Here is a 23615-nt window from a genome sequence, read left to right as displayed (position 1 = left end):
TCAACGGAATGGTGTCGGCAAAAATCGCATCCAGCCGCCCTGCCGCCAAATCCATGTAGATCTCTTCGTTGTTGCTGTAGCGCTTGACGTTGATGCCCTTCGGCTCGAACACCTCGGTGGCGTAACGATCAGTGGTGGTCGCGCGCTGCACGCCGACGTTCTTGCCCTTCAGGCTGGCGTATTGATCGTCAACGCTGGCGCCTTCTTTCATCACCAGGCGCGACGAAGTGAAGTAATACTTGTGGGTGAAATCCACCGACTTCTTGCGGTCTTCGTTGATGGTCATCGATGAAAGCGCCATGTCGATCTTCTTCACTTTCAGCGAAGGAATCAGCCCGTCGAACTCACCTTCGACCCACACGCACTTGACCTTCATCTGCGCGCACAGGGCATTGCCGATGTCGTAGTCGAAACCGACGATTTCGCCCTTGTCGGTTTTCGAGGCGAACGGCGGATAAGCGGCTTCGATACCGATGCGCAGGGTTTGTTCGGCGGCGAACACGCTGGCGCAGGACAACAGGCTTAGGGCCAGACCGGTGATGAGGGGGAGTTTCTTCATGTTCGTTCTCTCGCGGGGTTGTTGTAGGTTTGGCAAGAAAGAGCTGAAACGGAGGCGATGCTTTTTTGTACTTATAAATCCATATTGGACTCGCACGTACATATCGTCAATTAAAGAAAAGAGAGATTTTGGGTGTTGCAGATGGCCCCATCGCTGGCAAGCCAGCTCCCACAGTTTCAGTGGTGCACAAAAAAACGTGCACGACGCAAAACCCTGTGGGAGCTGGCTTGCCAGCGATGAGGGACTAAAGGGCGCTATGGGAGTTACTTCCTCCAGCGATCAGCGGCGGCATGATCGCTGTCACGCCCTTCAACCCAACGCGGCCCGTCACTGGTGTTTTCTTTCTTCCAGAACGGTGCACGGGTTTTCAGGTAGTCCATGACAAATGCGCAGGCATCGAAGGCGGCCTGGCGATGGGCGCTGGCGGCGCCGACAAACACAATAGGTTCGCCCGGCTCCAACGCGCCGATGCGATGCAACACTTCCAGCTTCAGCAGCGGCCAGCGCTGTTCGGCTTCGATGGCGATCTTGCCGAGGGCCTTTTCGGTCATGCCCGGATAGTGTTCAAGAAACATCCCGGCCACATCCAGCCCATCGTTGAAGTCGCGCACGTAGCCGACAAAACTCACCACTGCACCGACGCCGACATTGGCCGCGTGCATCGCGTTGACTTCAGCGCCCGGATCGAACGGCGTGGCCTGCACGCGAATCGCCATGGCTCAGCCCCCGGTCACTGTGGGAAAAAACGCTACTTCGTCGCCATCGACCACTGGTTCATCGAGCTGGCAGAGGTCTTCATTACGCGCGCACATCAGGTTCTGCTCGCTCAGCACCTCGGCACCATCGCGTTGTGCCAACAACGCCCGCACGTCATCGACGGTAGCGAAATCACCTTCAACCTTCACCGAATCCACGCCCAGCGCTTCACGGTAACGGGCAAAAAACTTCACGGTCAGGTTCATGGCTGCTCCGCTTGAAAGTGCCCGCTCTTGCCGCCGACCTTCTCCAGCAGGCGCACGCTTTCGATGGTCATGCCGCGATCGACGGCTTTGCACATGTCGTAAATGGTCAGGGCTGCGACGCTGGCAGCGGTCAGCGCTTCCATCTCGACGCCGGTCTGCCCCGACAGCTTGCAACGAGCGACGATGCGCACGGTGTCTTCACCGTCGGCACTGAGTTCGACTTTGACGCCGGTGAGCATCAATGGGTGGCACAGGGGAATAAGATCACTGGTTTTCTTCGCGGCCTGAATGCCGGCAATGCGCGCCACGGCGAACACGTCACCCTTGGGGTGGCCGCCGCTGACGATCATCTGCAGCGTTTCGGGGAGCATGCGCACCAGCGCTTGGGCCGTCGCTTCACGGAACGTCACGGCTTTTTCGGTGACGTCGACCATGTTGGCGCGACCTTGGGAATCGAGATGAGTCAGCACGGGATTACTCCTGATCAGGAGCGTGGATTGTAAACCTGCGGGTCAAATTTCCGCATCATTGATTATGAATTCACCACCATCCCCTGTGGGAGCGAGCCTGCTCGCGAAAGCGGTGCATCAGGCTACATCGATGCTGACTGACACACCGCATTCGCGAGCAGGCTCGCTCCCACATTGGTTATGCATTTATCCACAAAAAACCGGGGGGCTTTGCGGCCGCCCGGTTTTGGTGGTGATGCGGTTACAGATGGGTTTCGGCGTACTCAGCCAGTATCGAGCGAGGCACCCCTTGCAAGGTGATGTGCACACCGTTGGGGAAATCCTTGAAGCGTTCGGTCAGGTAGGTCAGCCCGGAGCTGGTCGCGGACAGGTAAGGGGTGTCGATCTGTGCGAGGTTGCCCAGGCACACTACTTTCGAACCGGCGCCAGCACGGGTGATGATGGTTTTCATCTGGTGCGGTGTGAGGTTCTGGCATTCGTCGATCAGGATCAGGCTTTGCTGGAAGCTGCGACCACGAATGTAGTTGAGCGATTTGAACTGCAACGGCACTTTGCTGAGGATGTAGTCGACGCTGCCATGGGTGTTTTCGTCATCCATGTGCAAGGCTTCGAGGTTGTCGGTGATGGCGCCCAGCCAAGGCTCCATTTTTTCCGCTTCGGTGCCGGGCAGGAAGCCGATTTCCTGATCCAGGCCTTGCACGCTGCGGGTGGCAATGATGCGGCGATAACGTTTGCTGACCATGGTCTGCTCGATCGCAGCGGCCAGCGCCAGAATGGTTTTACCGGAACCGGCGGCACCGGACAGGTTGACTAGATGAATGTCTGGATCGAGCAGCGCATACAGCGCCAGGCTCTGATAAATGTCGCGGGGTTTCAGCCCCCACGCTTCCTGGTGCAGCAGCGGTTCCTGGTGCAGATCGAGGATCAGCAGGCGGTCTTCTTCAATCTCCTTGATCCAGCCGACGAAGCCCTGTTCATCAATGATGAACTCGTTGATGTGCACGGCCGGCAGGTTGTCGATCAGTTGTACCTGGTGCCAGGTGCGGCCGTGATCCTGACGGGTTTCGACCTTGCTCACGCGGTCCCAGAAGGAGCCGGTCATGTTGTGGTAGCCGTTGGGCAGCAGGGACACGTCATCGACCAGTTGGTCGGTGCTGTAATCCTCGGCATCGATGCCACAGGCGCGCGCTTTGAGGCGCATGTTGATGTCTTTGGTCACCAGCACCACAGGCTTTTTCGGGTCGCGGGTGTGCAGGTCGATCAGTTGGTTGATGATTTTGTTGTCGTTCAGATGCTCGGGCAGAATCAGGTTCGATTCGGCCTGCTTGCTCATCAGAATTGACAGCAAGCCCTTCGGCCCGCCTTTACCGCGCTGGATCGGCACGCCCAATTCGACATCTTCCGGAGAAGCATCGCCCAAGGTCTTGTCGATCAGCCGGATGGCCTGGCGACATTCGGCCGCAACGCTGTGATGCCCGCTCTTGAGCTTGTCCAGCTCTTCAAGCACGGTCATCGGGATGGCGACGTGGTGTTCTTCGAAATTCAGCAGGGCGTTTGGATCGTGAATCAATACGTTGGTATCGAGTACATACAGGATTGGCTGGTTGGAGGAAGGGCTACGTCCGTGATCATCCATACTCGGTCACCTTTGTCAGAGCCAGTAGACGCAATACCTGGGCGGTGCTGCGCCTCGAAGTGACTGCCGAAATCTCACCTGCGGAGATTCAAGTGACTGCAAACAAACGGGTCTTGGAAGACGCCACCTGTGTTGCAGGTTTCGGCGGTCTGTCTTCGTAATACTCCAAAACCGATGACATAAAAAAGTACTTTGACGGTTTTTTTAAGTTTATTTTGCAGAGTGACGAAAAGCCCTTGGCGGACTGTCCATAGCCCGCTAAAGTCGGAAGTCCGCCTGCATCGAATTCTTCAAAAAAATCGCCCAAAGCCCAATGTTTCCGGGCTTTTTTCGTTTCTCAGCGAAAAGCGTCCTGACAGTCTTCCCAACCGATACCGCTCTGCGCGGTTTGCGTGATCAGCCACGGTAACGAGGTCTTCACCGCATCCTGTTTCATGTTGAAATTGATCACCCCGTGACGCCACAACAGCATCAGCGTCAATACCCGCTGCGCGCTCGCTGAGCCCTTGAGTTTGCCGGCGCCGTCCTGGGCATCGATGTCCCACAGCGCCACTTGCAGGCCCTGGGTGTTGAAGAAACCTTGCGCATCGCTGCGGCGCTGACCTTCCGGCGGACGGAACAGCGGCACGTAGTTTTCCGGCAATTTGTTCTTCACCAGATCAGCGCTACGCCGCACCGAATCCTGCCAGTCCTGCCAGTGGCTGTGGGAGCGGAACTCCCAACCCTGCACACCGACGCACTGTTTGGAGAAGCTCGCCTGCAGGCTGCTGACCGAACGATCAGCCAGCCGCGCCTGAATATCCTTGCCCAACACGAAGAACGTGCCGTTCAGGTTCGCCTTGCGCAGGTATTCGGTGAGCCAACCGGTGTTGTCCGGTTGCAGGTTCGCGGCGCTGTCGAAGGTCAGCAGAAACAGCCGGTCGTGCATCTCGTCACCGTTGCGCTCGTAGTCGCCGAAACGATCGAATTCGTTGCTGGTCTGCGGCGAGAGCGCAGCCTTGCGCATCAACTCCTCCAGATACTGCACATGGAAGATCCGGCTCGGCTCAGCCCATTTGGTGTAATAACTGTCGTCGCTGACCACAAACTTGGCGGCTTGCTCACGCAATGTCGGCATGTCTTCGACGAGGAAGCAGAACGATGCATCCTGATCACAGCTTTGCTGGGCGTAGTTGTAGTTGGCCAACAAACGCTGCCAGAGGCGCTGGCGCAGCTCGTTGACTGCATCGATATTGACCGTGCGCAGGCCCAGACGCTGAGCCAAGGCGGCTTCGTCCATCGACTCGGTGCCCAGCAGAACACGGGCGAACATGAGGATTTCCGCCCGGGACGCCACATCAAACAGCGTCGGGTTGCTGAGTTGCTCTGGCCAGGTGCTGCGATCCAGCGTCGCCACATCGCCCGGCGCCGCCACGGCACCAAAGCTCAACAGCCACGCGGTGAATAAAAGAACAATGCGCAAAAGGGATGTCTCCATAACAAAACCCGCGCGGCACTATAGCTGATCCGGCACGATTCCCCGCAGCAACTCACCTGCCCTGTGGGAGCGAGCTTGCTCGCGAATGCGGTGTGTCATCCAGCACACCAGTCGACTGGCACGCCCTCTTCGCGAGCAAGCTCGCTCCCACAGGGTTTTGAGGTAAGCCGTCGATCACCTATGGGCTTGATAGCTGGAGTCAACACCGACAACCCCCTAGAATCGCCCCCACGATTAAAGGAGACGACTTCATGCTGATGGTGATTTCCCCCGCCAAGACCCTCGATTACGAAACACCGCCGGCGACCCAGCGCTTCACCCAGCCGCAATACCTCGACCATTCCCAGGAACTGATCCTGCAACTGCGCGACCTGACGCCTGCGCAGATCAGCGAGCTGATGCACGTGTCCGACAAGATCGGTGGGCTCAATGCCGCACGTTTCGGCAGCTGGACGCCAGCATTCACCCCGGAAAACGCCAAACAGGCGCTGCTCGCGTTCAAGGGTGACGTCTACACCGGTCTCGACGCACAGTCCTTCAGCGAAGCCAACTTCGACTACGCGCAAAAACACCTGCGCATGCTCTCCGGCCTGTATGGCTTGCTGCGCCCGCTCGACCTGATGCAACCGTATCGTCTGGAAATGGGCACCAAACTGGCCAACGCCCGGGGCAAGGACTTGTACGCTTTCTGGGGCACGCGCATCAGCGAATGGCTGAACGAAGCGCTGGCCGATCAGGGCGACGACGTGCTGCTCAACCTCGCCTCCAACGAGTACTTCTCGGCCGTCAAACGCACGGCCCTGAACGCGCGGATCATCAACACCGAGTTCAAAGACCAGAAGAACGGCCAGTACAAGATCATCAGCTTCTACGCGAAAAAGGCCCGTGGCCTGATGAGCCGTTTCGTGATTCAGGAAAAAATCAACGATCCGGCCCTGCTCAAACAATTCGATGTGCAGGGTTATCGCTACAGCGCCGAGCAGTCGAAACCCGACAATCTGGTATTTCTGCGCGACCACGCCCCCGAATAAAGCATGCCTATTGCACGACTCTTTCTATAAAGAGTCGTGCAGCCTGCACGCTGTCAAAAATCCCCCGCCTTATTTCGCCATTTTACTGACGCCAAAAAAACATCCCTGTCTTTTCTAAGATTAGTTTCACTCGACACTGATCATTTTTTTCAGTAGTGGCACCTAAATTTTTTTCCGGTAGTGGCACAAAACTATCTAACGTGATTATTCGCCTGTTAATAAAGGTCGAAAACGAAAGTGCTATCAAATTGAGATTAGTGCCATCTCTAACAATATTTCAACAAATTTCAGATTTCGCGATGAGCGGACAGGAACTTCGTCCAAATGCATAGCTCATACCACCGGTAACGATTCTCGCCGAGTTTGTACGAGATAACTTACGCAGAGCAGATAGCCATGTAACCAAGTTGTCACAGCAACTTGCCTAGATGACTGACTAGTCTGATTACGGAACGATGGACAGGAGATACGCACCATTAATATCCCCTACAAAGGCCATGGCCGCGCCCCTATAAACGTGCTCGCCTGAGCACACAACCGCTTGATTTACGGGACTTTCATCCTGCTTTCGAGCGCGCAAGACGATTGCACAAGAGTCTTCCACAAGGAAGATCGGCTGCATAACAGGGCAAGTCATAACAACAAGGCCTGGTTGCGCACATCTTGAGTGCACTTATTTAGACACTCGAAACTTAGTATGCCTGCACACGGCATTGCGGCGCCTGTAAGCCGCACTTTCGAGTGCACTAATGAACGCTGAACACCATTAACTCCGGCCTTCTAAGGCCTGATATATACAGAGGTAATTGCGATGCGCATCAGCATATTTGGTTTGGGTTACGTTGGCGCAGTATGTGCCGGTTGCCTGTCTGCACGGGGCCATGACGTGGTTGGCGTCGATGTTGCCAAAGACAAGATCGACATGATCAACGCGGGCAAGTCGCCGATTGTTGAACCGGGCCTGGGCGAACTTCTGCAACAGGGTATCCAGACCGGTCGTCTGCGTGGCACGACCAACTTCGCCGAAGCGATTCGTGACACTGACCTGTCGATGATCTGCGTCGGTACGCCGAGCAAAAAGAACGGCGATCTGGAATTGAACTACATCGAAGCGGTGTGCCGCGAGATCGGTTTTGTTCTGCGTGAAAAAACCACCCGCCACACCATCGTCGTACGCAGCACCGTACTGCCGGGCACTGTTGCCAACGTGGTGATCCCGATCCTCGAAGACTGCTCGGGCAAGAAGGCCGGTGTCGACTTCGGCGTTGCGGTCAACCCTGAGTTCCTGCGTGAATCCACCGCCATCGCCGACTACGACCTGCCACCGATGACCGTCATCGGCGAGTTCGACAAGGCCTCGGGCGACGTTCTGCAATCGCTGTACGAAGAACTCGACGCACCGATCATCCGCAAGGACATCGCCGTCGCCGAGATGATCAAGTACACCTGCAACGTCTGGCACGCGACCAAAGTGACCTTCGCCAACGAGATCGGCAACATCGCCAAAGCGGTCGGCGTCGATGGCCGTGAAGTGATGGAAGTGGTCTGCCAGGACAAGACCCTCAACCTGTCCCAGTACTACATGCGCCCGGGCTTCGCCTTCGGCGGTTCGTGCCTGCCCAAAGACGTGCGCGCCCTGACCTACCGCGCAGGTTCCCTGGACGTCGAAGCGCCGCTGCTCAACTCGCTGATGCGCAGCAACGAATCGCAAGTGCAGAACGCCTTCGACATCGTTGAAAGCCACGACAAACGCAAAGTTGCTCTGCTCGGCTTGAGCTTCAAGGCCGGCACCGACGATCTGCGTGAAAGCCCGCTGGTAGAACTGGCCGAGATGCTGATCGGCAAGGGTTACGACCTGAGCATCTACGACAGCAACGTCGAGTACGCCCGTGTTCACGGCGCGAACAAAGACTACATCGAGTCGAAAATCCCCCACGTATCGTCCCTGCTCAACGCGGACTTCGATTCGGTGATCGACAACTCCGACGTGATCATCCTCGGCAACCGCGACGAGAAATTCCGTGCGCTGGCCCAGCAAGCGCCGCACGGCAAACAGGTCATCGACCTGGTCGGCTTCATGGCCAAAGCCACCGACGCCGGTACGCGCACCGAAGGTATTTGCTGGTAAAGCAGCCCTAAGCGACAAGCCTCGAGCTGCCAGCCAAAGCGTTTCGCTTGCAGCTCGAAGCTTGCGGCTTGAAGCCTTCTTACCTTCGGATGACGTTGATGACCAAGCTCAAACATTTTTTTCTGCAATCAGCCGGCTGGCTTTTTTATCTCAGTCTGCTGATGGGCCTGGCCTTGATGCTGCCCACGTCCACATTCGACTCCGAGTCGAAGGACTTCATTTTCCTGATTGGCGCCGTGGGTATCTGGCGCTACTCGATGGGTGCAACACACTTTGTGCGCGGCATGATTTTTCTCTACATCGTCTACCCGCACCTGCGCCGTAAAGTGCGCAAGCTGGGTAAAGCGGCGGACCCGTCGCATGTGTTCCTGATGGTCACCAGTTTCCGTATCGACGCGCTCACCACCGCGCAGGTCTACAGCTCGGTGATCCGCGAAGCCATCGACTGCGAACTGCCGACCACCGTGGTCTGCTCCATCGTCGAAATGTCCGATGAGCTGCTGGTCAAGGCACTGTGGGCACGGATGAATCCGCCAGAGCGTGTAAAGCTCGACTTCGTGCGCATTCCCGGCACCGGCAAACGCGATGGCCTGGCCTATGGTTTCCGCGCGATCTCCCGTCACCTGCCGGACGATCGCGCCGTAGTCGCCGTGATCGACGGCGACACCGTGCTCGGCGAAGGCACCGTGCGCAAGACCGTGCCGTGGTTCCAGCTGTTCGGCAACGTCGGCGGCCTGACCACCAACGAGTTCTGCGAAGTGCGCGGCGGCTACATCATGAGCGAATGGCACAAGCTGCGTTTCGCCCAGCGCCACATCAACATGTGCTCGATGGCCCTGTCCAAACGCGTGCTGACCATGACCGGTCGTATGTCGGTGTTCCGCGCGACCGTGGTCACCAACCCGGAATTCATTGCCGACGTGGAAAGCGACTCGCTGCAACACTGGCGTCTGGGCCGCTTCAAGTTCTTGACCGGCGACGACAAGTCGAGCTGGTTCAGCCTGATGCGCTTGGGTTACGACACCTTCTACGTGCCTGACGCGGCGATCAACACCGTTGAACACCCGCCGGAGAAGAGCTTCATCAAGGCCAGCCGCAAACTGATGTTCCGCTGGTACGGCAACAACCTGCGCCAGAACTCGCGAGCGCTGGGCCTGGGTGTGAAACGCCTCGGCGCCTTCACCTCGGTGGTGCTGTTCGATCAGCGCGTATCGATGTGGACCTCGTTGCTCGGACTGACCGTGGCGATCATCGCCAGCTTCAAATACGGCACCGCGTTCATCCTCGTTTACCTGCTGTGGATCGGCATCACCCGCCTGATCCTGACCTTGCTGTTGTCGTGTTCCGGTCACCGCATCGGCCCGGCTTACCCAGCGATTCTCTATTACAACCAGATCGTCGGTGCGCTGGTGAAGATCTACGTGTTCTTCCGCCTCGACCAACAATCCTGGACGCGCCAACCCACATCCCTGACCCGTGATCTCGCCAGCTTTCAACGTTGGTTCAACACCTGGTCGTCTCGGACCATGACCTTCTCCGCCGGCAGCATTTTTGTCGCCGTGCTGCTGATGATGGTCTGACCCGCCCCTATTGAATTAACAAGGAAATCGCCCCTATGAATACCGCCGTCAACGCCAACGTAGTGCATGAATCCGAAGCCCAGCGCCAACACGCCCGCGTGAAAATCCCGGCCAAACTGCGCTTCTTCGGTCCCGACCGGACACCGGTTGAAGCGCGGGTCATCGACCTGTCGGCCGGTGGTCTGGCGTTCAACGCCGGGCAACTGCCGCTGACCATTGGCGAGGTGTACAAGGCGCGTCTGCAATTCGTCATCGACAACCTCGGCCTGGCGATGGACGTTGAACTGCAAGTGCGTTCCTTCGACCGCCAGACCGGCCGCGCTGGCTGCCAGTTCCAGAACCTTGAGCAGCAGGACATATCCACCCTGCGCCATCTGATCACTTCGCACCTGGCCGGCGACATTGTCAGCATCGGCGAAGTGCTGGCGACCCTGCAGCGCGACAACTTCACCAAAGCGCGCAAGGTCAAGGACGGCGGCTCCGGCATGACCCCGTTCGGCCGTCTGAAAGCCGTGACGTTCAGCGCCGGTATTTTTGCAGTCGGCCTGGTGGCAGCGGGTTTCATTTTCAAATCGGTGTATGGCATGTACTTCATCAGCCACGCGCAGGCCGGTCTGGTCAGCGTGCCGGGGATGAATATCACCATGCCGCGCGACGGCACCGTGCAGAGCCTGGTCAAGTCCGACGGTGTTGCCGCGAAAGGCGCACCACTGGCGACCTTCAGCACCAGCATGCTCGACGTACTCAAGGGCCACCTGGAAGAAGATCAACTGTCCCCGGCCAAGGTTGAAGAACTGTTCGGCAAGCAAATGACCGGCACCCTGACTTCGCCGTGCGATTGCACCGTGGCCAAGCAACTGGTGGCTGACGGTCAATACGCGAGCAAGGGCGACGTGATCTTCCAGTTGGTACCGCGCAACACCCAGGCCAACGTTGATGCGCGCTTCTCCTATCGCCAGTTCGGCGACGTGCGTCCGGGTACCCCGGTGAGCTTCCAGATCGCCGGCGAAGACAAGACCCGCACCGGCAAGATCGTCAGCAGCACCAGCCTGAAAAGCGAAGACCTGTCCTCCGACATCCGCGTGCAGATCAAGCCTGACGAGCCGCTCGACAGCAGCCTCGCCGGTCGCCCGGTGGAAGTGAACAGCGACCGTGGCCCGAACCTGAACTGGCTGATCGACAAAGCCATGGCTGCCGGTCTTTAAGTCGAGGACATGCCTGTGACCTTTTTTCTGAAAACACCACAATCCCTGTGGGAGCTGGCTTGCCAGCGATGGGATCAATGCGGTCTAGCTGAAAAACCGAGTCGCCTGAATCGCTGGCAAGCCAGCTCCCACAAGGGGACCGTGTGTGCCTTGGCGCTGGCGGTCAGTCTGGCCGGTTGCGCCGGCCTGCCCGATCAGCGTCTGGCCAACGAAGCGCTCAAGCGTGGCGACACCGCCACTGCGGCGCAGAATTATCAGCAACTGGCCGATCTGGGCTACAGCGAGGCGCAAGTCGGCCTCGCCGATATCCAGGTCGACAGCCGCGACCCTGAGCAAATGAAACAGGCCGAAGCGACTTACCGCGCCGCCGCCAGTGTTTCGCCGCGCGCTCAAGCGCGTCTCGGCCGTTTGCTGGTGGCCAAACCGGGTTCCACCGAAGCCGAGCACCACGAAGCCGAAAGCCTGCTGAAAAAAGCCGCCGCCAATGGCGAAGGCAACACGTTGATCCCGCTGGCGATGCTCTACCTGCAATACCCGCACAGCTTCCCCAACATCAACGCGCAGCAGCAGATCGATCAGTGGCGCAAATCCGGTTACCCGGAAGCGGGTCTGGCGCAGGTGCTGCTCTATCGCACCCAAGGCACTTACGACCAGCACCTGGATGACGTGGAAAAGATCTGCAAAGCCGCGATCAACACCACCGACATCTGCTACGTCGAACTGGCCACGGTCTATCAGAAACGCACCCAGCCTGAGCAACAGGCCGAGTTGATCAAGCAGATGCAGGCCGGTTACAGCCGTGGCACCGTCACCGCGCAGCGCGTCGATTCCGTGGCCCGTGTACTGGCCGATTCGACCCTGGGCAAGACCGACGAAAAAACCGCGCAGTCGTTGCTCGAGCCGATCGCTCCGGGCTACCCGGCATCGTGGGTGACCCTCGCGCAATTGCTTTACGACTACCCGGAACTGGGCGACGTCGACCAGATGATGAAGTACCTCGACAACGGCCGTGCCGCCGACCAGCCGCGCGCCGAACTGTTGCTGGGCAAGCTCTACTACGAAGGCAAAATGGTCCCGGCCGACGCCAAAGTCGCCGAAGAACATTTCCAGAAAGCCGTCGGTCGCGAAGTCGCCGCCGACTACTACCTCGGCCAGATCTATCGCCGTGGCTACCTCGGCAAGGTCTATCCGCAGAAAGCCCTCGATCACTTGCTGACCGCTGCGCGCAACGGCCAGAACAGCGCCGACTTCGCCATCGCCCAACTGTTCTCCCAAGGCAAGGGCACCAAGCCCGATCCGCTCAACGCCTACGTGTTCAGCCAATTGGCCAAGGCACAAAACACCCCGCAAGCCGATGAGCTGGCGACCACCCTCGCCGCGCAACTGCCGCCCGAGCGTCTGGCCGAAGCCCAACGTCTGCTGCAACAAGAGCAAGCCAGCCGTGGCGCTCTGAACCCGAACACGCTGCAACTGCACGCCCTGCAAGAAGAAGACGGCGAGGAAAAATTATGAAGTTGAATCCATTCGTGAAGGCCGGTATTGGCCTTTCGTTCGCGCTGATCTGGTCTTGCCCGACACTGGCCGCGATGACTGAAACCAAGAACTTCGGCCTCGAAGTGAAAGTCACCGGCCAGTCCGAAGACGACCGCGACCTAGGCACTGCCAGCGGCGGCGACGTCAATGGCGTCGGCCTCGACCTGCGTCCGTGGATTTACGGCGAAAGCGGCGCGTGGAGTGCCTACGCCATGGGCCAGGCCGTGACGTCGACCGACATCATCGAAACCGACACCCTGCAACAATCCGACGGTGAACAAGCCACCGACAACGGTGATCGCAAAACCAAGAAAAACTATCTGGCGATGCGCGAGTTCTGGGTCGGCTACAGCGGCCTCACCCCGTACCCGGGCGAAATGCTCAAGTTCGGTCGCCAGCGCCTGCGCAATGACGACGGCCAATGGCGCGACACCAACATCGAAGCGCTGAACTGGACCTTCGACACCACCCTGTTGCGCGCCAACGCCGGTGTGGCCGAACGCTTCAGCGAATACCGCACCGACTTGAAAGAGCTGGCGCCGAAAGACAAGGATCGCCTGCACGCCTACGCCGATGCCGCTTACCAGTGGACGCCGGGCAACTGGGTCGGCATTCGCGGTCACCACACCCATGATGACGGCAAACTCGATTACGCCGAACCGGGCGTCCCGCGCGACTCGCTGGATAAAACCCAGAACGGCGACATCAGCTGGCTCGGCCTGACCGCCGACAGCGACGCCTACAACTGGCGCAACACCAACACCGTCAACTACTGGGGCAGCATCACCGGCATGAGCGGCGACCGCGACACGGTCAACGCGTTGAACGCCGATGGCTCGCGCCCGGCGCAAGCCAAGCGCAGCGATGACGTCAACGGCTGGGCCACCGACATCGGCGTGCGTCTGCGCCTCGATCCGCAATGGCAAGTCGGCGGTGCGTATGCCCGCGCCAGCGCCGATTACGAGCAAAACGGTCTGGAGAGCAACCGCTCCAACTACACCGGTACGCGCTCGCGGGTTCACCGTTTCGGCGAAGCCTTCCGTGGCGAAATGAACAACATGCAGACCGCGACCCTGTTCGGTTCGTGGATGGTCAACGACGAGTACGACGCCAGCCTGATCTACCACAAGTTCTGGCGTGTCGACGGCAACAAACCCGTGGGCAGCAACGGCATCAACGCCGTGGAAAACAACACCGACGACGCCACCGGCGCGATCCTTTCCAGCACCTCGCTGCCGCTTGAAGACGGCAACAAGGACCTGGGTCAGGAGATGGACCTGGTCGTCACCAAGTACTTCAAGCAAGGCCTGTTGCCGGCGGCGTTGAGCCAGTCGATCGACGAGCCTTCGGCCCTCGTACGCTTCCGTGGCGGCGTGTTCAAGCCGGGCGATGCCTACGGCAAGCAGGTTGATTCGTACATGCACCGCGCGTTCATCGACGTGATCTGGCGCTTCTGATGCAAATCGCCAAGGGAGTGCCCGACATGATCAGCACCAGGATAGGCTCACTCAGCCTGCTGGCCGGCGCGATGCTGCTGGCCAGCGCTGGCGCCTTCGCCAATGTGGAGCCGGCAAAGCCTGCGACCACGGCCAAGGAGCTGCAACAAGCCAAGACCTACACCGTCAGCAGCGCACCCACCGAGGCGCTGCAACTGGCCGCGCCAAAACTGCCCGACCTTTCCGGCTACACCGCCGAAGCCGCTGCGGCGAAAATCGTGCGCAGCAAACCGGGCAAGATCAGCGTGCGCCGGATGATGCAGGAAGACGCGCTGAAGGACTTCATCGGCGGCGACAACAAGATGGCCGAATGGGTGGTGCGTCAGCACGGCATACCGCAGGCGATCTTTGTCGACGACGGCTACATCAACCTCAAGGATCTGGCGCAGAAACTGCCCAAGCAGTACTTCAGCGAGACTTCGCCGGGCGTGTATTTGTCGAAGCTGCCGATTGTCGTCGGCCGTAAAGGCATCCTCGAAATCGATGGCCAGACTCAGGAATTGCGCCTGTCGCAAGAGGCCGGTTCGTTCCTGGTCAACGACGGTCAGCTGTTTGTGCGTGATACCAAAATCACTGGCTGGCGCGAAAAGGAAAACGGCCCGGCGACCTTCCGTTCGCCGAAGGAATTCCGCCCGTTCCTGCTCGCCTGGGGCGGCACCGAGACCTACATCGTCAACAGCAAGATGGCCAGCTTCGGCTACGCCAACAGTAAGTCGTACGGGGTGAGTATTTCCCAGTACACGCCGAACATGGCCAAGGTGCTCAAGCGCCCTGAGCCGACTGGCTGGATCGTCGGTTCCGAGTTCTCCGACATGTGGTACGGCTTCTACTGCTACGAGACCCGCGACTTCGTGGTCAAGGGCAACACCTACAAAGACAACATCGTTTACGGCATCGACCCGCACGACCGTTCTCACGGCCTGATCATTGCCGAGAACACTGTGCACGGCACGAAGAAGAAGCACGGGATCATTATTTCCCGTGAGGTCAACGACAGCTTCATCTTCAACAACAAGAGCTTCGACAACCACCTCTCGGGCCTGGTGATCGACCGTAACAGCGTCAACAACATCATTGCCTACAACGAGATCTACAAGAACCACACCGACGGCATCACCCTCTACGAGTCCGCCGACAACCTGCTTTGGGGCAACAAGGTCATCAGCAACAAGCGCCACGGCATTCGTATTCGTAACAGCGTGAACATCCGCCTCTACGAAAACGTTGCCATGGCCAACGGTTTGACCGGCGTCTACGGCCACATCAAAGACCTCACCGACACCGACCGTGACATCAAGCTCGACCCGTTCGATGCGCAGGTGTCGCTGATTGTCGTTGGCGGTGAACTGGCGGCAAATGGCAGCGGCCCGCTGTCGATCGATTCACCGTTGAGTGTCGAGCTGTATCGCGTGTCGATGCTGGCGCCGACCAAATCCAGCGGCATCAGCTTCAACGGCATCCTCGGCGAGCGCCAGGATGAAATTCTCGACCTGCTGGTGCGCCAGCAGAAAGCCGTGCTGATCGACCCTGTCGAACGCCAGACCGAAATGCGGGACTGAGGATAATTTTATGCACCCACACTTGATCAGATTACTCAGCCTGTCGGCCCTGACCGTGGGCATTCTCGCGGCCAGCAACGGCGCCCGCGCCGATGAAGGCGCCGCTGCCACGCCGCCAAAATTTAGTGCCGAACCGTGCTGCAACCTGTGCCCGGCCGCCCATGACGCGAAGAACTACACCACGCGTTATCAGCAGAACTTCACCACCCTGGTGCAGGCGCAAGGCGACTGGTTGTTCCGGACTCAGGAAGACCTGCGCACCGAGTTCAACACCACCCCGGCCGGCTACAAACGTCTGCAACAGCTGCATGATGCGTTCAAGGCCAAAGGCGTCGAGCTGGTGATCGTCTACCAGCCAACCCGTGGCCTGGTGAACCGCAACAAGCTCAACCCGCAGGAAAAAGCCGCGTTCGATTACGAGAAAGCGCTGGGCAACTACAAGACCATGCTCGGCCGTTTCGCCAAGATGGGTTACGTGGTGCCGGACCTGTCGCCGCTGACCAACGAATCGCTGCCGGACACCCTGCCCGCCCACGATTTCTACTTCCGTGGCGACCAACACTGGACGCCATACGGTGCACAGCGCACGGCGAAAATCGTCGCCGAGAAGGTCAAGCAGATCCCGGCCTTCGCCGACGTGCCCAAGCGTGAATTCGAAACCAAGCGCTCCGGGCGCATGGGCAAGACCGGCACCCTGCACAACATGGCCGGGCAACTGTGCGGCACCAGTTACGCGATCCAGTACATGGACCAGTTCACCACCGAGCCTAAGGGCGAAGCGGGTGATGGCGACCTTTTCGGCGATTCCGGCAATCCGCAAATTACCCTCGTCGGTACTTCGCACAGCGGCAAGAACTACAACTTCGCCGGTTTCCTCGAAGAGGCCATCGGCGCTGACATTCTCAACGTCGCCTTCCCCGGCGGCGGTCTGGAAGGTTCGATGTTGCAGTACCTGGGCAGCGACGAATTCCAGAAGACTCCGCCGAAGATTCTCATCTGGGAATTCTCGCCGCTGTACCGCCTCGATCAGGAAACCATCTACCGCCAGATGATGTCTCTTCTCGACAACGGCTGCGAAGGCAAAGACGCGCAAATGTCCGCGAGCACCACGCTCAAGCCGGGCAGCAAACAAGAACTGCTGGTCAACAGCAAGAACCTGAACCTGCAGAACAGCAGCCATCAGGTCGACATCCGCTTCGCCGACCCTTCGGTGAAAACCCTGCAAGCCACCCTCTGGTACATGAACGGTCGCCACGAGGACATCAAGATCGAGAAACCGGAAACCTCCGACACCGACGGTCGTTTCGCCTTTGAGCTGCGCACGGACGAAGACTGGGCCTCGCAAAACCTGCTGGCCGTCGAAGTCCAGGGCCCGGAAGCGGGCACCGCGCCACAGAAAGTCGAAGCGAAAATCTGCAAACGCAACGTATTCCCGGGCGCTGGGCAACAAACCGCTCAGGTCGGGCAATGAGGTCTGCTATGCGAAATCCGACATTGAAATCATTATTGGCACCCACCCTGTTGAGCCTGGCGATGTTCGCCGGAGCGACTCAGGCCGCCGCGCCATTGCGTCCACCGCAGGGTTACTTTGCGCCTGTGGACAAATTCAAGACTGGCGACAACAGCGAAGGCTGCGATGCGATGCCGGCGCCGTACACCGGGCCACTGCAATTTCGCAGCAAATACGAAGGATCGGACAAGGCGCGTTCGACGCTGAACGTGCAGTCGGAAAAAGCCTTCCGCGACACCACCAAAGACATCACGACGCTGGAACGCGGCACCGCCAAACGGGTGATGCAGTTCATGCGCGACGGTCGTCCGGAACAGCTCGATTGCACGCTGAACTGGCTGACCGCGTGGGCCAAGGCCGATGCCTTGATGTCGAAAGACTTCAACCACACCGGCAAGTCGATGCGCAAATGGGCGCTGGGCAGCATGGCCTCGTCGTACATTCGCCTGAAGTTCTCCGACTCGCATCCGCTGGCGCAGCATCAGCAGGAAGCGCAGTTGATCGAAGCGTGGTTCAGCAAAATGGCCGATCAGGTGGTCAGCGACTGGGACAACCTGCCGCTGGAAAAAACCAACAACCACTCCTACTGGGCCGCCTGGTCGGTGATGGCGACCTCGGTCGCGACCAACCGCCGCGACCTGTTTGACTGGGCAGTGAAGGAATACAAGGTCGGCGCCAATCAAGTCGATGCCGACGGTTACCTGCCGAACGAACTCAAGCGCCAGCAACGCGCCCTCGCCTATCACAACTATGCGCTGCCGCCGCTGGCGATGATCGCCAGTTTTGCCCAGGTCAACGGTGTTGATTTGCGTCAGGAAAACAATGGCGCGCTGAAACGTCTGGGTGATCGGGTGTTGGCGGGGGTGAAAGACCCGGATGAATTCGAGAAGAAGAACGGTAAAGAGCAGGACATGACCGACTTGAAAGAGGACATGAAATTCGCCTGGCTCGAACCGTTCTGCACGCTCTACACCTGTGCGCCGGATGTCATCGAGAAGAAGCACGGCATGCAGCCGTTCAAGACCTTCCGCTTGGGTGGCGACCTGACCAAGGTCTATGACCCGTCCCATGAAAAGGGCAACAAAGGCTCATGAAGCAAAAGCCCCTCACCCTAACCCTCTCCCAAAGGGAGAGGGGACTGACCGAGGTGGCTGTGCGAGTTACGCCGAAATGAAATACCGAGTCGATCTCCATTTTTGACAACCATGGAGATCAGGCTCCCTCTCCCTCCGGGAGAGGGCGGGGGGTGAGGGCAAGATTTCAAGGTCCTGCACAACCCTGACAGAAACACCGTTTCACCCCTCCACTACCACGGGGGGTTTGGGGGGGCTTTGGCCCTTGACTGTTGGTTCAAACATGGAGAGATCGGGATGGTATTTTCATCCAACGTGTTCCTGTTTCTGTTCTTGCCGATCTTTCTCGGCTTGTACTACTTGAGCGGGCAACGCTATCGCAACCTGCTGCTGCTGATCGCCAGCTACGTGTTCTACGCCTGGTGGCGGGTAGACTTCCTCGCGCTGTTCGCCGCGGTCACGCTGTGGAACTACTGGATCGGCCTCAAAGTCGGTGCCGCCGGTGTCAGAACCAAACCGGCGCAGCGCTGGCTGTTGCTCGGTGTCGCAGTCGATTTGTGCATTCTCGGCTACTTCAAGTACGCCAACTTCGGCGTCGACAGCATCAACGCGATGATGACCTCGGTCGGTCTTGAGCCGTTCATCCTCACCCACGTGCTGCTGCCGATCGGTATCTCGTTCTACATCTTCGAATCGATCAGCTACATCATCGACGTGTATCGCGGCGACACCCCGGCCACGCGCAACCTGATCGACTTCGCGGCGTTCGTGGCGATCTTCCCGCACTTGATTGCCGGCCCGGTTTTGCGTTTCCGCGACCTCGCCGATCAGTTCAACAACCGCACGCACACCCTCGACAAATTCTCCGAGGGCTGCACGCGGTTCATGCAGGGTTTCATCAAGAAGGTCTTCATCGCTGACACCCTCGCGGTGGTCGCCGACCATTGCTTCGCCCTGCAAAACCCGACCACGGGTGATGCCTGGCTCGGCGCGCTGGCCTACACCGCACAGCTGTATTTCGACTTCTCCGGTTACAGCGACATGGCCATCGGTCTGGGCTTGATGATGGGTTTCCGCTTCATGGAAAACTTCAAACAGCCGTACATCAGCCAGTCGATCACCGAGTTCTGGCGCCGCTGGCACATCAGCCTGTCGACCTGGCTGCGTGACTATCTGTACATCACCCTCGGCGGTAACCGTAAAGGCACGCTGATGACCTATCGCAACCTGTTCCTGACCATGCTCCTCGGTGGTCTGTGGCACGGCGCGAACATCACTTACATCGTCTGGGGCGCCTGGCACGGCATGTGGCTGGCGATTGAAAAAGCGCTGGGCCTGAACACTTCGCCGCGCAGCCTCAACCCGATCCGCTGGGCGCTGACCTTCCTGCTCGTTGTGATGGGCTGGGTGATCTTCCGCGCCGAGAACCTGCATGTCGCCGGCCGTATGTACGGCGCAATGTTCAGCTTCGGCGACTGGTCGCTGTCGGAACTCAATCAGGCCAGCCTCACCGGTCTGCAAGTGGCGACCCTGGTAGTGGCGTACGTGACGCTGGCGTTCTTTGGTCTGCGTGATCTGTACACCAATCAGCCGCCGGCCAAGACCAAACCTGAAGTCAACGTCGAGGCCAACGGCCCTGCCACAGCGACTCCGGGAATGATCAAAGCCGCACCTGGCGAAAACCCGGCGAGCATCCACGAGCCTGGCTACACCGTCGGCGTTGAAGCCCAGGTGCAACCGGCCTACTGGAGCGCGGACTGGTCGCGCTACGTGATGCGCGGCCTGATCCTGCTGCTGTTTATCGCCTCGATTCTCAAACTCTCGGCGCAGAGCTTCTCGCCGTTCCTTTACTTCCAGTTCTGAGGGATCTGACATGACCCGCTCATTACGCATCTTCTACATCGCCCTGTTCCTGGTGACCCTTTTGGTCTTGGGTCTGTGGTCGGTTCGCAGCTTCTTCGGCTTCAGCACCAATGCCGATGCGACGGTACTCAACGGCCGCTGGACCAAGGCTGTAGAAACGCACTACGACGACGAATTTCCGATCAAGCGTCTGGGCACCAACCTCTGGGCGGCGCTGGATTTCAAACTGTTCAACGAAGGTCGTCCGGGCGTGGTGCTCGGTCGCGATCAGTGGTTGTACAGCGATGAGGAATTCAACCCGATCGTCAACGAAGAGCTGAACCTGCAAGGCAACTACGCGCTGGTCGAAGGCGTGCGCCAGACCCTGAAAGCAAAAGGCGTGAAACTGGTGATGGCGATCGTGCCGGCCAAGGTTCGTCTGTACCCGGAGCATCTGGGTGAAGTGAAACCGGCGAGCATCCACGAAAACCTTTATGAGGATTTCCACCACCGCGTCGCGGCCGACAAGATCCTCGCCCCGGACCTGCTCAAGCCATTGCAACAGGCCAAGCAGAACGGTCAGCAAGTGTTCCTGCGCACTGACACGCACTGGACGCCTGAAGGCGCCGAGATCGCCGCGAACACCTTGGCGAAAACCATCGCCGACAAGTTCCCGCTCAGCGGCGAGCCACAACGCTTCGTCACCACGCCAGCGGAGAAAGTCACGCACAAAGGCGATCTGCGTCTGTTCCTGCCGCTCGATCCGCTGTTCGAAAACCTGATGCCGGCGCAAGAGCCACTGCAAAAGCGCAACACCGTCGCGGCTGGCGATCAGCCTGCCGGTGACGACGCGCTGTTCGCCAGCAATGAAGTGCCGGTGGCACTGGTCGGCACCAGCTACAGCGCCAACCCCAACTGGAACTTCGTCGGTGCACTGAAACAAGCGCTGCACAGCGACGTGGTGAGTTACGCCGAAGACGGCCACGGCCCGATCCTGCCGATGCTCAGCTACCTGAAAAGCGATGACTTCAAGAACAGCCCGCCACAGGTGCTGATCTGGGAGTTTCCTGAACGATATCTGCCTGTGAACAACGAAATCGGCGACGCCGACCCGCAGTGGGTCGCAGAGCTTAAACAAGCCGGCGCGCGCCAACAAAACGTAGCAATCAACACTAAATCCGAGACGCCCGATCGGGCGCAAAACTGAAAGAGAGGTACACCATGACTTTCACTACTACTCCTCGTCGTCTCGCTAAAAGCTTCGCACTGGTTGCTGGCCTCAGCGTGCTTTCCGTCCCGGCTTTCGCCGGTGGCGACGCCGCCCTGTACGGCCCGACCGCACCGAAAGGCTCGACCTTCGTGCGTGTCTACAACGCCAGCAACGCTGAAGTCAGCGCCACTGTCGGCAGCACCAACCTGAGCGACGTTGCGCCATTGGCCAGCAGTGACTTCAGCTTCATGCCGGGCGGTGATTACAGCGCCAAGGTCGGCAGCCAGACCCTGCCGGTGAAACTCGCCGGTGACCACTACTACACCCTGGTCAACAACGCTTCCGGCGCGCCGCAACTGATCGAAGAGCCGCCGTTCAAGAACAAGCAGAAATCCCTGGTGCGCGTGCAGAACCTCAGCGACAAGCCGCTGACCCTGAAGACCGCCGACGGCAAGACCGACGTGGTCCCGAACGTGGCCGCCAAGGGCCGTGGCGAACGTGAAATCAATCCGGTGAAAGTCAGCCTGGCGCTGTACGAAGGTGACAAGAAAGTCGGCGACGTAAAACCCGTCGCCCTGGAGCGCGGTGAAGCGGCGGTGCTGTACGTCACCGGCAGCGGCAGCAGCCTGTCGCCAGTCTGGGTGAAACGCCCGGTATCGACTCGCTAATCATTTTTCCTGACTGACGCATATCCCCTGTGGGAGCGAGCTTGCTCGCGAAAGCGGTCTGACATTCAACAGATGTGTCGACTGATACGCCGCCTTCGCGAGCAAGCTCGCTCCCACCCTCGACCGGGTTGTCAGTTCGGATACGAGACAAAAACAAGAGTGAAACGACACAGCGTTCGTGCCTCTAACCAATCGATTTTATGGAGTAAACATTATGATTCCGGTGATCTTGTCAGGTGGTAGCGGTTCGCGTCTCTGGCCGCTTTCGCGTAAGCAGTTCCCTAAGCAATTCCTCGCCCTGACCGGCGAACACACCCTGTTCCAGCAGACCCTCGAACGCCTGGTGTTCGAAGGCATGGACACCCCGATCGTGGTCTGCAACAAGGATCACCGCTTCATCGTCAACGAGCAGTTGAGCGCCCGTAATCTGGAAACCCAGCGCATCCTGATGGAGCCGTTCGGCCGCAACACCGCGCCGGCCGTGGCGCTGACCGCGATGATGCTGGTCAATGAAGGCCGTGACGAACTGATGCTGGTGCTGCCGGCCGACCACGTGCTGGAAGATCAGAAAGCCCTGCAACGCGCGCTGGCCCTGGCCACCGTCGCCGCCGAAAACGGCGAAATGGTGTTGTTCGGCGTGCCGGCGACCAAACCGGAAACCGGTTACGGCTACATCAAATCCACCGGCGATTCGCTGCTACCGGAAGGCGTCAGCCGCGTTTCGCACTTCGTCGAAAAACCCGACGTCAAACGTGCCACCGAATACGTAGCATCCGGCGGTTACTACTGGAACAGCGGCATGTTCCTGTTCCGCGCCAGCCGCTTCCTCGAAGAGCTGAAAAAGCACGATCCGGACATCTACGACACCTGCCTGCTGACCCTTGAGCGCAGCGAGCAGGACAACGACACCGTGACCTTCGACGAAGCCACGTTCGCCTGCTGCCCGGACAACTCCATCGACTACTCCGTCATGGAAAAAACCCAGCGCGCCTGCGTTGTGCCGTTGACCGCCGGCTGGAGTGATGTCGGTTGCTGGTCGTCGCTGTGGGAAGTCAACGAGAAGGACGTCAATGGCAACGTCACCAAAGGCGATGTGGTCATTCAGGACAGCAAGAACTGCATGATCCACGGCAACGGCAAACTGGTGTCGGTGATCGGTCTGGAAAACATCGTCGTGGTCGAAACCAAAGACGCCATGATGATCGCCCACAAAGACAAGGTTCAGGGCGTCAAGCAAATGGTCAACACGCTCAACGAGCAGGGCCGCAGCGAAACCCAGAACCACTGCGAAGTCTATCGTCCGTGGGGCTCGTATGACTCGGTGGACATGGGCGGGCGTTTCCAGGTCAAGCACATCTCGGTGAAACCGGGCGCGTGCCTGTCGCTGCAGATGCACCACCACCGCGCCGAACACTGGATCGTGGTCAGCGGCACCGCTGAAGTGACCTGCGATGAAAACGTGTTCCTGCTCTGCGAAAACCAGTCGACCTACATCCCGATCGCCTCGGTGCACCGCCTGCGCAACCCGGGCAAGATCCCGCTGGAAATCATCGAAGTGCAGTCAGGCTCGTACCTGGGCGAAGATGATATCGAACGCTTCGAAGACATCTACGGCCGCTCCACGCCGATCGAGCGTGGCGTGTCGGTGAAAACCATCGCGCAGTAACGTCCGCTAA

Annotated in this window: 19 protein-coding genes; 13 read left to right on the top strand and 6 right to left on the bottom strand. The window is 59.0% G+C overall.

Translation table 11 applies throughout. The annotated features are described in order from the left end of the window. From ACZ0A4_RS29250 to ACZ0A4_RS29225, 6 genes are all read right to left on the bottom strand, one after another. A partial coding sequence (locus ACZ0A4_RS29250; RefSeq protein WP_463577465.1) for a transporter substrate-binding domain-containing protein occupies window positions 1-559 on the bottom strand: 559 nt, incomplete at its 3' end. 263 nt (window positions 560-822) lie between these two features. Further along, on the bottom strand, window positions 823-1275 hold the full coding sequence (gene moaE / locus ACZ0A4_RS29245) for a molybdopterin synthase catalytic subunit MoaE (RefSeq protein ID WP_463577463.1): 453 nt from the start codon (window positions 1273-1275) through the stop codon (window positions 823-825). 3 nt (window positions 1276-1278) lie between these two features. Beyond that, window positions 1279-1521, bottom strand: a complete 243-nt coding sequence (locus ACZ0A4_RS29240; RefSeq protein ID WP_016985014.1) for a MoaD/ThiS family protein — start codon at window positions 1519-1521, stop codon at window positions 1279-1281. Continuing rightward, window positions 1518-1991, bottom strand: coding sequence for a cyclic pyranopterin monophosphate synthase MoaC (moaC, locus tag ACZ0A4_RS29235; RefSeq protein WP_016985015.1), 474 nt, complete (start codon window positions 1989-1991; stop codon window positions 1518-1520). Before moaC ends, ACZ0A4_RS29240 begins: the two co-directional genes overlap by 4 nt. Window positions 1992-2232: 241 nt before the next feature. Further along, window positions 2233-3627 carry a PhoH family protein gene (locus tag ACZ0A4_RS29230; protein WP_397484068.1) on the bottom strand — a complete coding sequence of 465 codons (1395 nt, stop codon included), beginning with the start codon at window positions 3625-3627 and terminating at the stop codon, window positions 2233-2235. A 337-nt stretch (window positions 3628-3964) separates the two neighbouring features. After that, window positions 3965-5089, bottom strand: coding sequence for a polysaccharide deacetylase family protein (locus ACZ0A4_RS29225; protein WP_463577461.1), 1125 nt, complete (start codon window positions 5087-5089; stop codon window positions 3965-3967). Window positions 5090-5355: 266 nt separating this feature from the next. Between ACZ0A4_RS29225 and yaaA the strand changes: the two genes are divergently transcribed. From yaaA to ACZ0A4_RS29160, 13 genes are all read left to right on the top strand, one after another. Continuing rightward, window positions 5356-6135 (top strand): peroxide stress protein YaaA, encoded by a 780-nt coding sequence (yaaA, locus tag ACZ0A4_RS29220; RefSeq protein ID WP_463577459.1) that lies wholly within the window; start codon window positions 5356-5358, stop codon window positions 6133-6135. Window positions 6136-6946: 811 nt separating this feature from the next. Then, on the top strand, window positions 6947-8263 hold the full coding sequence (locus tag ACZ0A4_RS29215; protein WP_008087506.1) for a nucleotide sugar dehydrogenase: 1317 nt from the start codon (window positions 6947-6949) through the stop codon (window positions 8261-8263). Between the two features lie 98 nt (window positions 8264-8361). Then, the gene (gene alg8 / locus ACZ0A4_RS29210; protein WP_221729949.1) at window positions 8362-9843 is read left to right on the top strand and encodes a mannuronan synthase; all 1482 of its coding nucleotides are present in this window, start codon (window positions 8362-8364) and stop codon (window positions 9841-9843) included. Window positions 9844-9878: 35 nt separating this feature from the next. Then, window positions 9879-11048: a PilZ domain-containing protein gene (locus tag ACZ0A4_RS29205; protein WP_463577457.1), complete on the top strand. Its 1170-nt coding sequence runs from the start codon at window positions 9879-9881 to the stop codon at window positions 11046-11048. A 9-nt stretch (window positions 11049-11057) separates the two neighbouring features. Continuing rightward, window positions 11058-12560, top strand: a complete 1503-nt coding sequence (gene algK / locus ACZ0A4_RS29200; RefSeq protein WP_463577456.1) for an alginate biosynthesis TPR repeat lipoprotein AlgK — start codon at window positions 11058-11060, stop codon at window positions 12558-12560. Continuing rightward, complete coding sequence (locus tag ACZ0A4_RS29195) at window positions 12557-14038, top strand: alginate export family protein (RefSeq protein ID WP_463577454.1); 1482 nt, start codon at window positions 12557-12559, stop codon at window positions 14036-14038. Before algK ends, ACZ0A4_RS29195 begins: the two co-directional genes overlap by 4 nt. Before the next feature lie 26 nt (window positions 14039-14064). Beyond that, window positions 14065-15636, top strand: a complete 1572-nt coding sequence (gene algG, locus ACZ0A4_RS29190) for a mannuronan 5-epimerase AlgG (RefSeq protein WP_463577452.1) — start codon at window positions 14065-14067, stop codon at window positions 15634-15636. 10 nt (window positions 15637-15646) lie between these two features. Continuing rightward, window positions 15647-17107 carry an alginate O-acetyltransferase gene (locus ACZ0A4_RS29185; protein ID WP_077571213.1) on the top strand — a complete coding sequence of 487 codons (1461 nt, stop codon included), beginning with the start codon at window positions 15647-15649 and terminating at the stop codon, window positions 17105-17107. Between the two features lie 8 nt (window positions 17108-17115). Next, on the top strand, window positions 17116-18240 hold the full coding sequence (locus ACZ0A4_RS29180; RefSeq protein ID WP_463577451.1) for a mannuronate-specific alginate lyase: 1125 nt from the start codon (window positions 17116-17118) through the stop codon (window positions 18238-18240). Window positions 18241-18516: 276 nt separating this feature from the next. Continuing rightward, complete coding sequence (locus tag ACZ0A4_RS29175) at window positions 18517-20082, top strand: MBOAT family O-acyltransferase (protein ID WP_064118394.1); 1566 nt, start codon at window positions 18517-18519, stop codon at window positions 20080-20082. A 10-nt stretch (window positions 20083-20092) separates the two neighbouring features. Beyond that, on the top strand, window positions 20093-21268 hold the full coding sequence (locus ACZ0A4_RS29170; RefSeq protein ID WP_463577449.1) for an alginate O-acetyltransferase: 1176 nt from the start codon (window positions 20093-20095) through the stop codon (window positions 21266-21268). A gap of 14 nt (window positions 21269-21282) precedes the next feature. Further along, the gene (locus ACZ0A4_RS29165) at window positions 21283-21939 is read left to right on the top strand and encodes an alginate O-acetyltransferase AlgF (RefSeq protein WP_007914291.1); all 657 of its coding nucleotides are present in this window, start codon (window positions 21283-21285) and stop codon (window positions 21937-21939) included. Window positions 21940-22153: 214 nt separating this feature from the next. After that, window positions 22154-23605, top strand: coding sequence for a mannose-1-phosphate guanylyltransferase/mannose-6-phosphate isomerase (locus ACZ0A4_RS29160; protein ID WP_463577448.1), 1452 nt, complete (start codon window positions 22154-22156; stop codon window positions 23603-23605). The last annotated feature ends 10 nt before the right edge of the window (window positions 23606-23615 follow it).

It is taken from the genome of Pseudomonas sp. AC172 (genome assembly GCF_979258595.1).
Note: the sequence above shows the minus strand (reverse complement) of the source record. Positions and strands in the feature narration are given on the sequence as shown.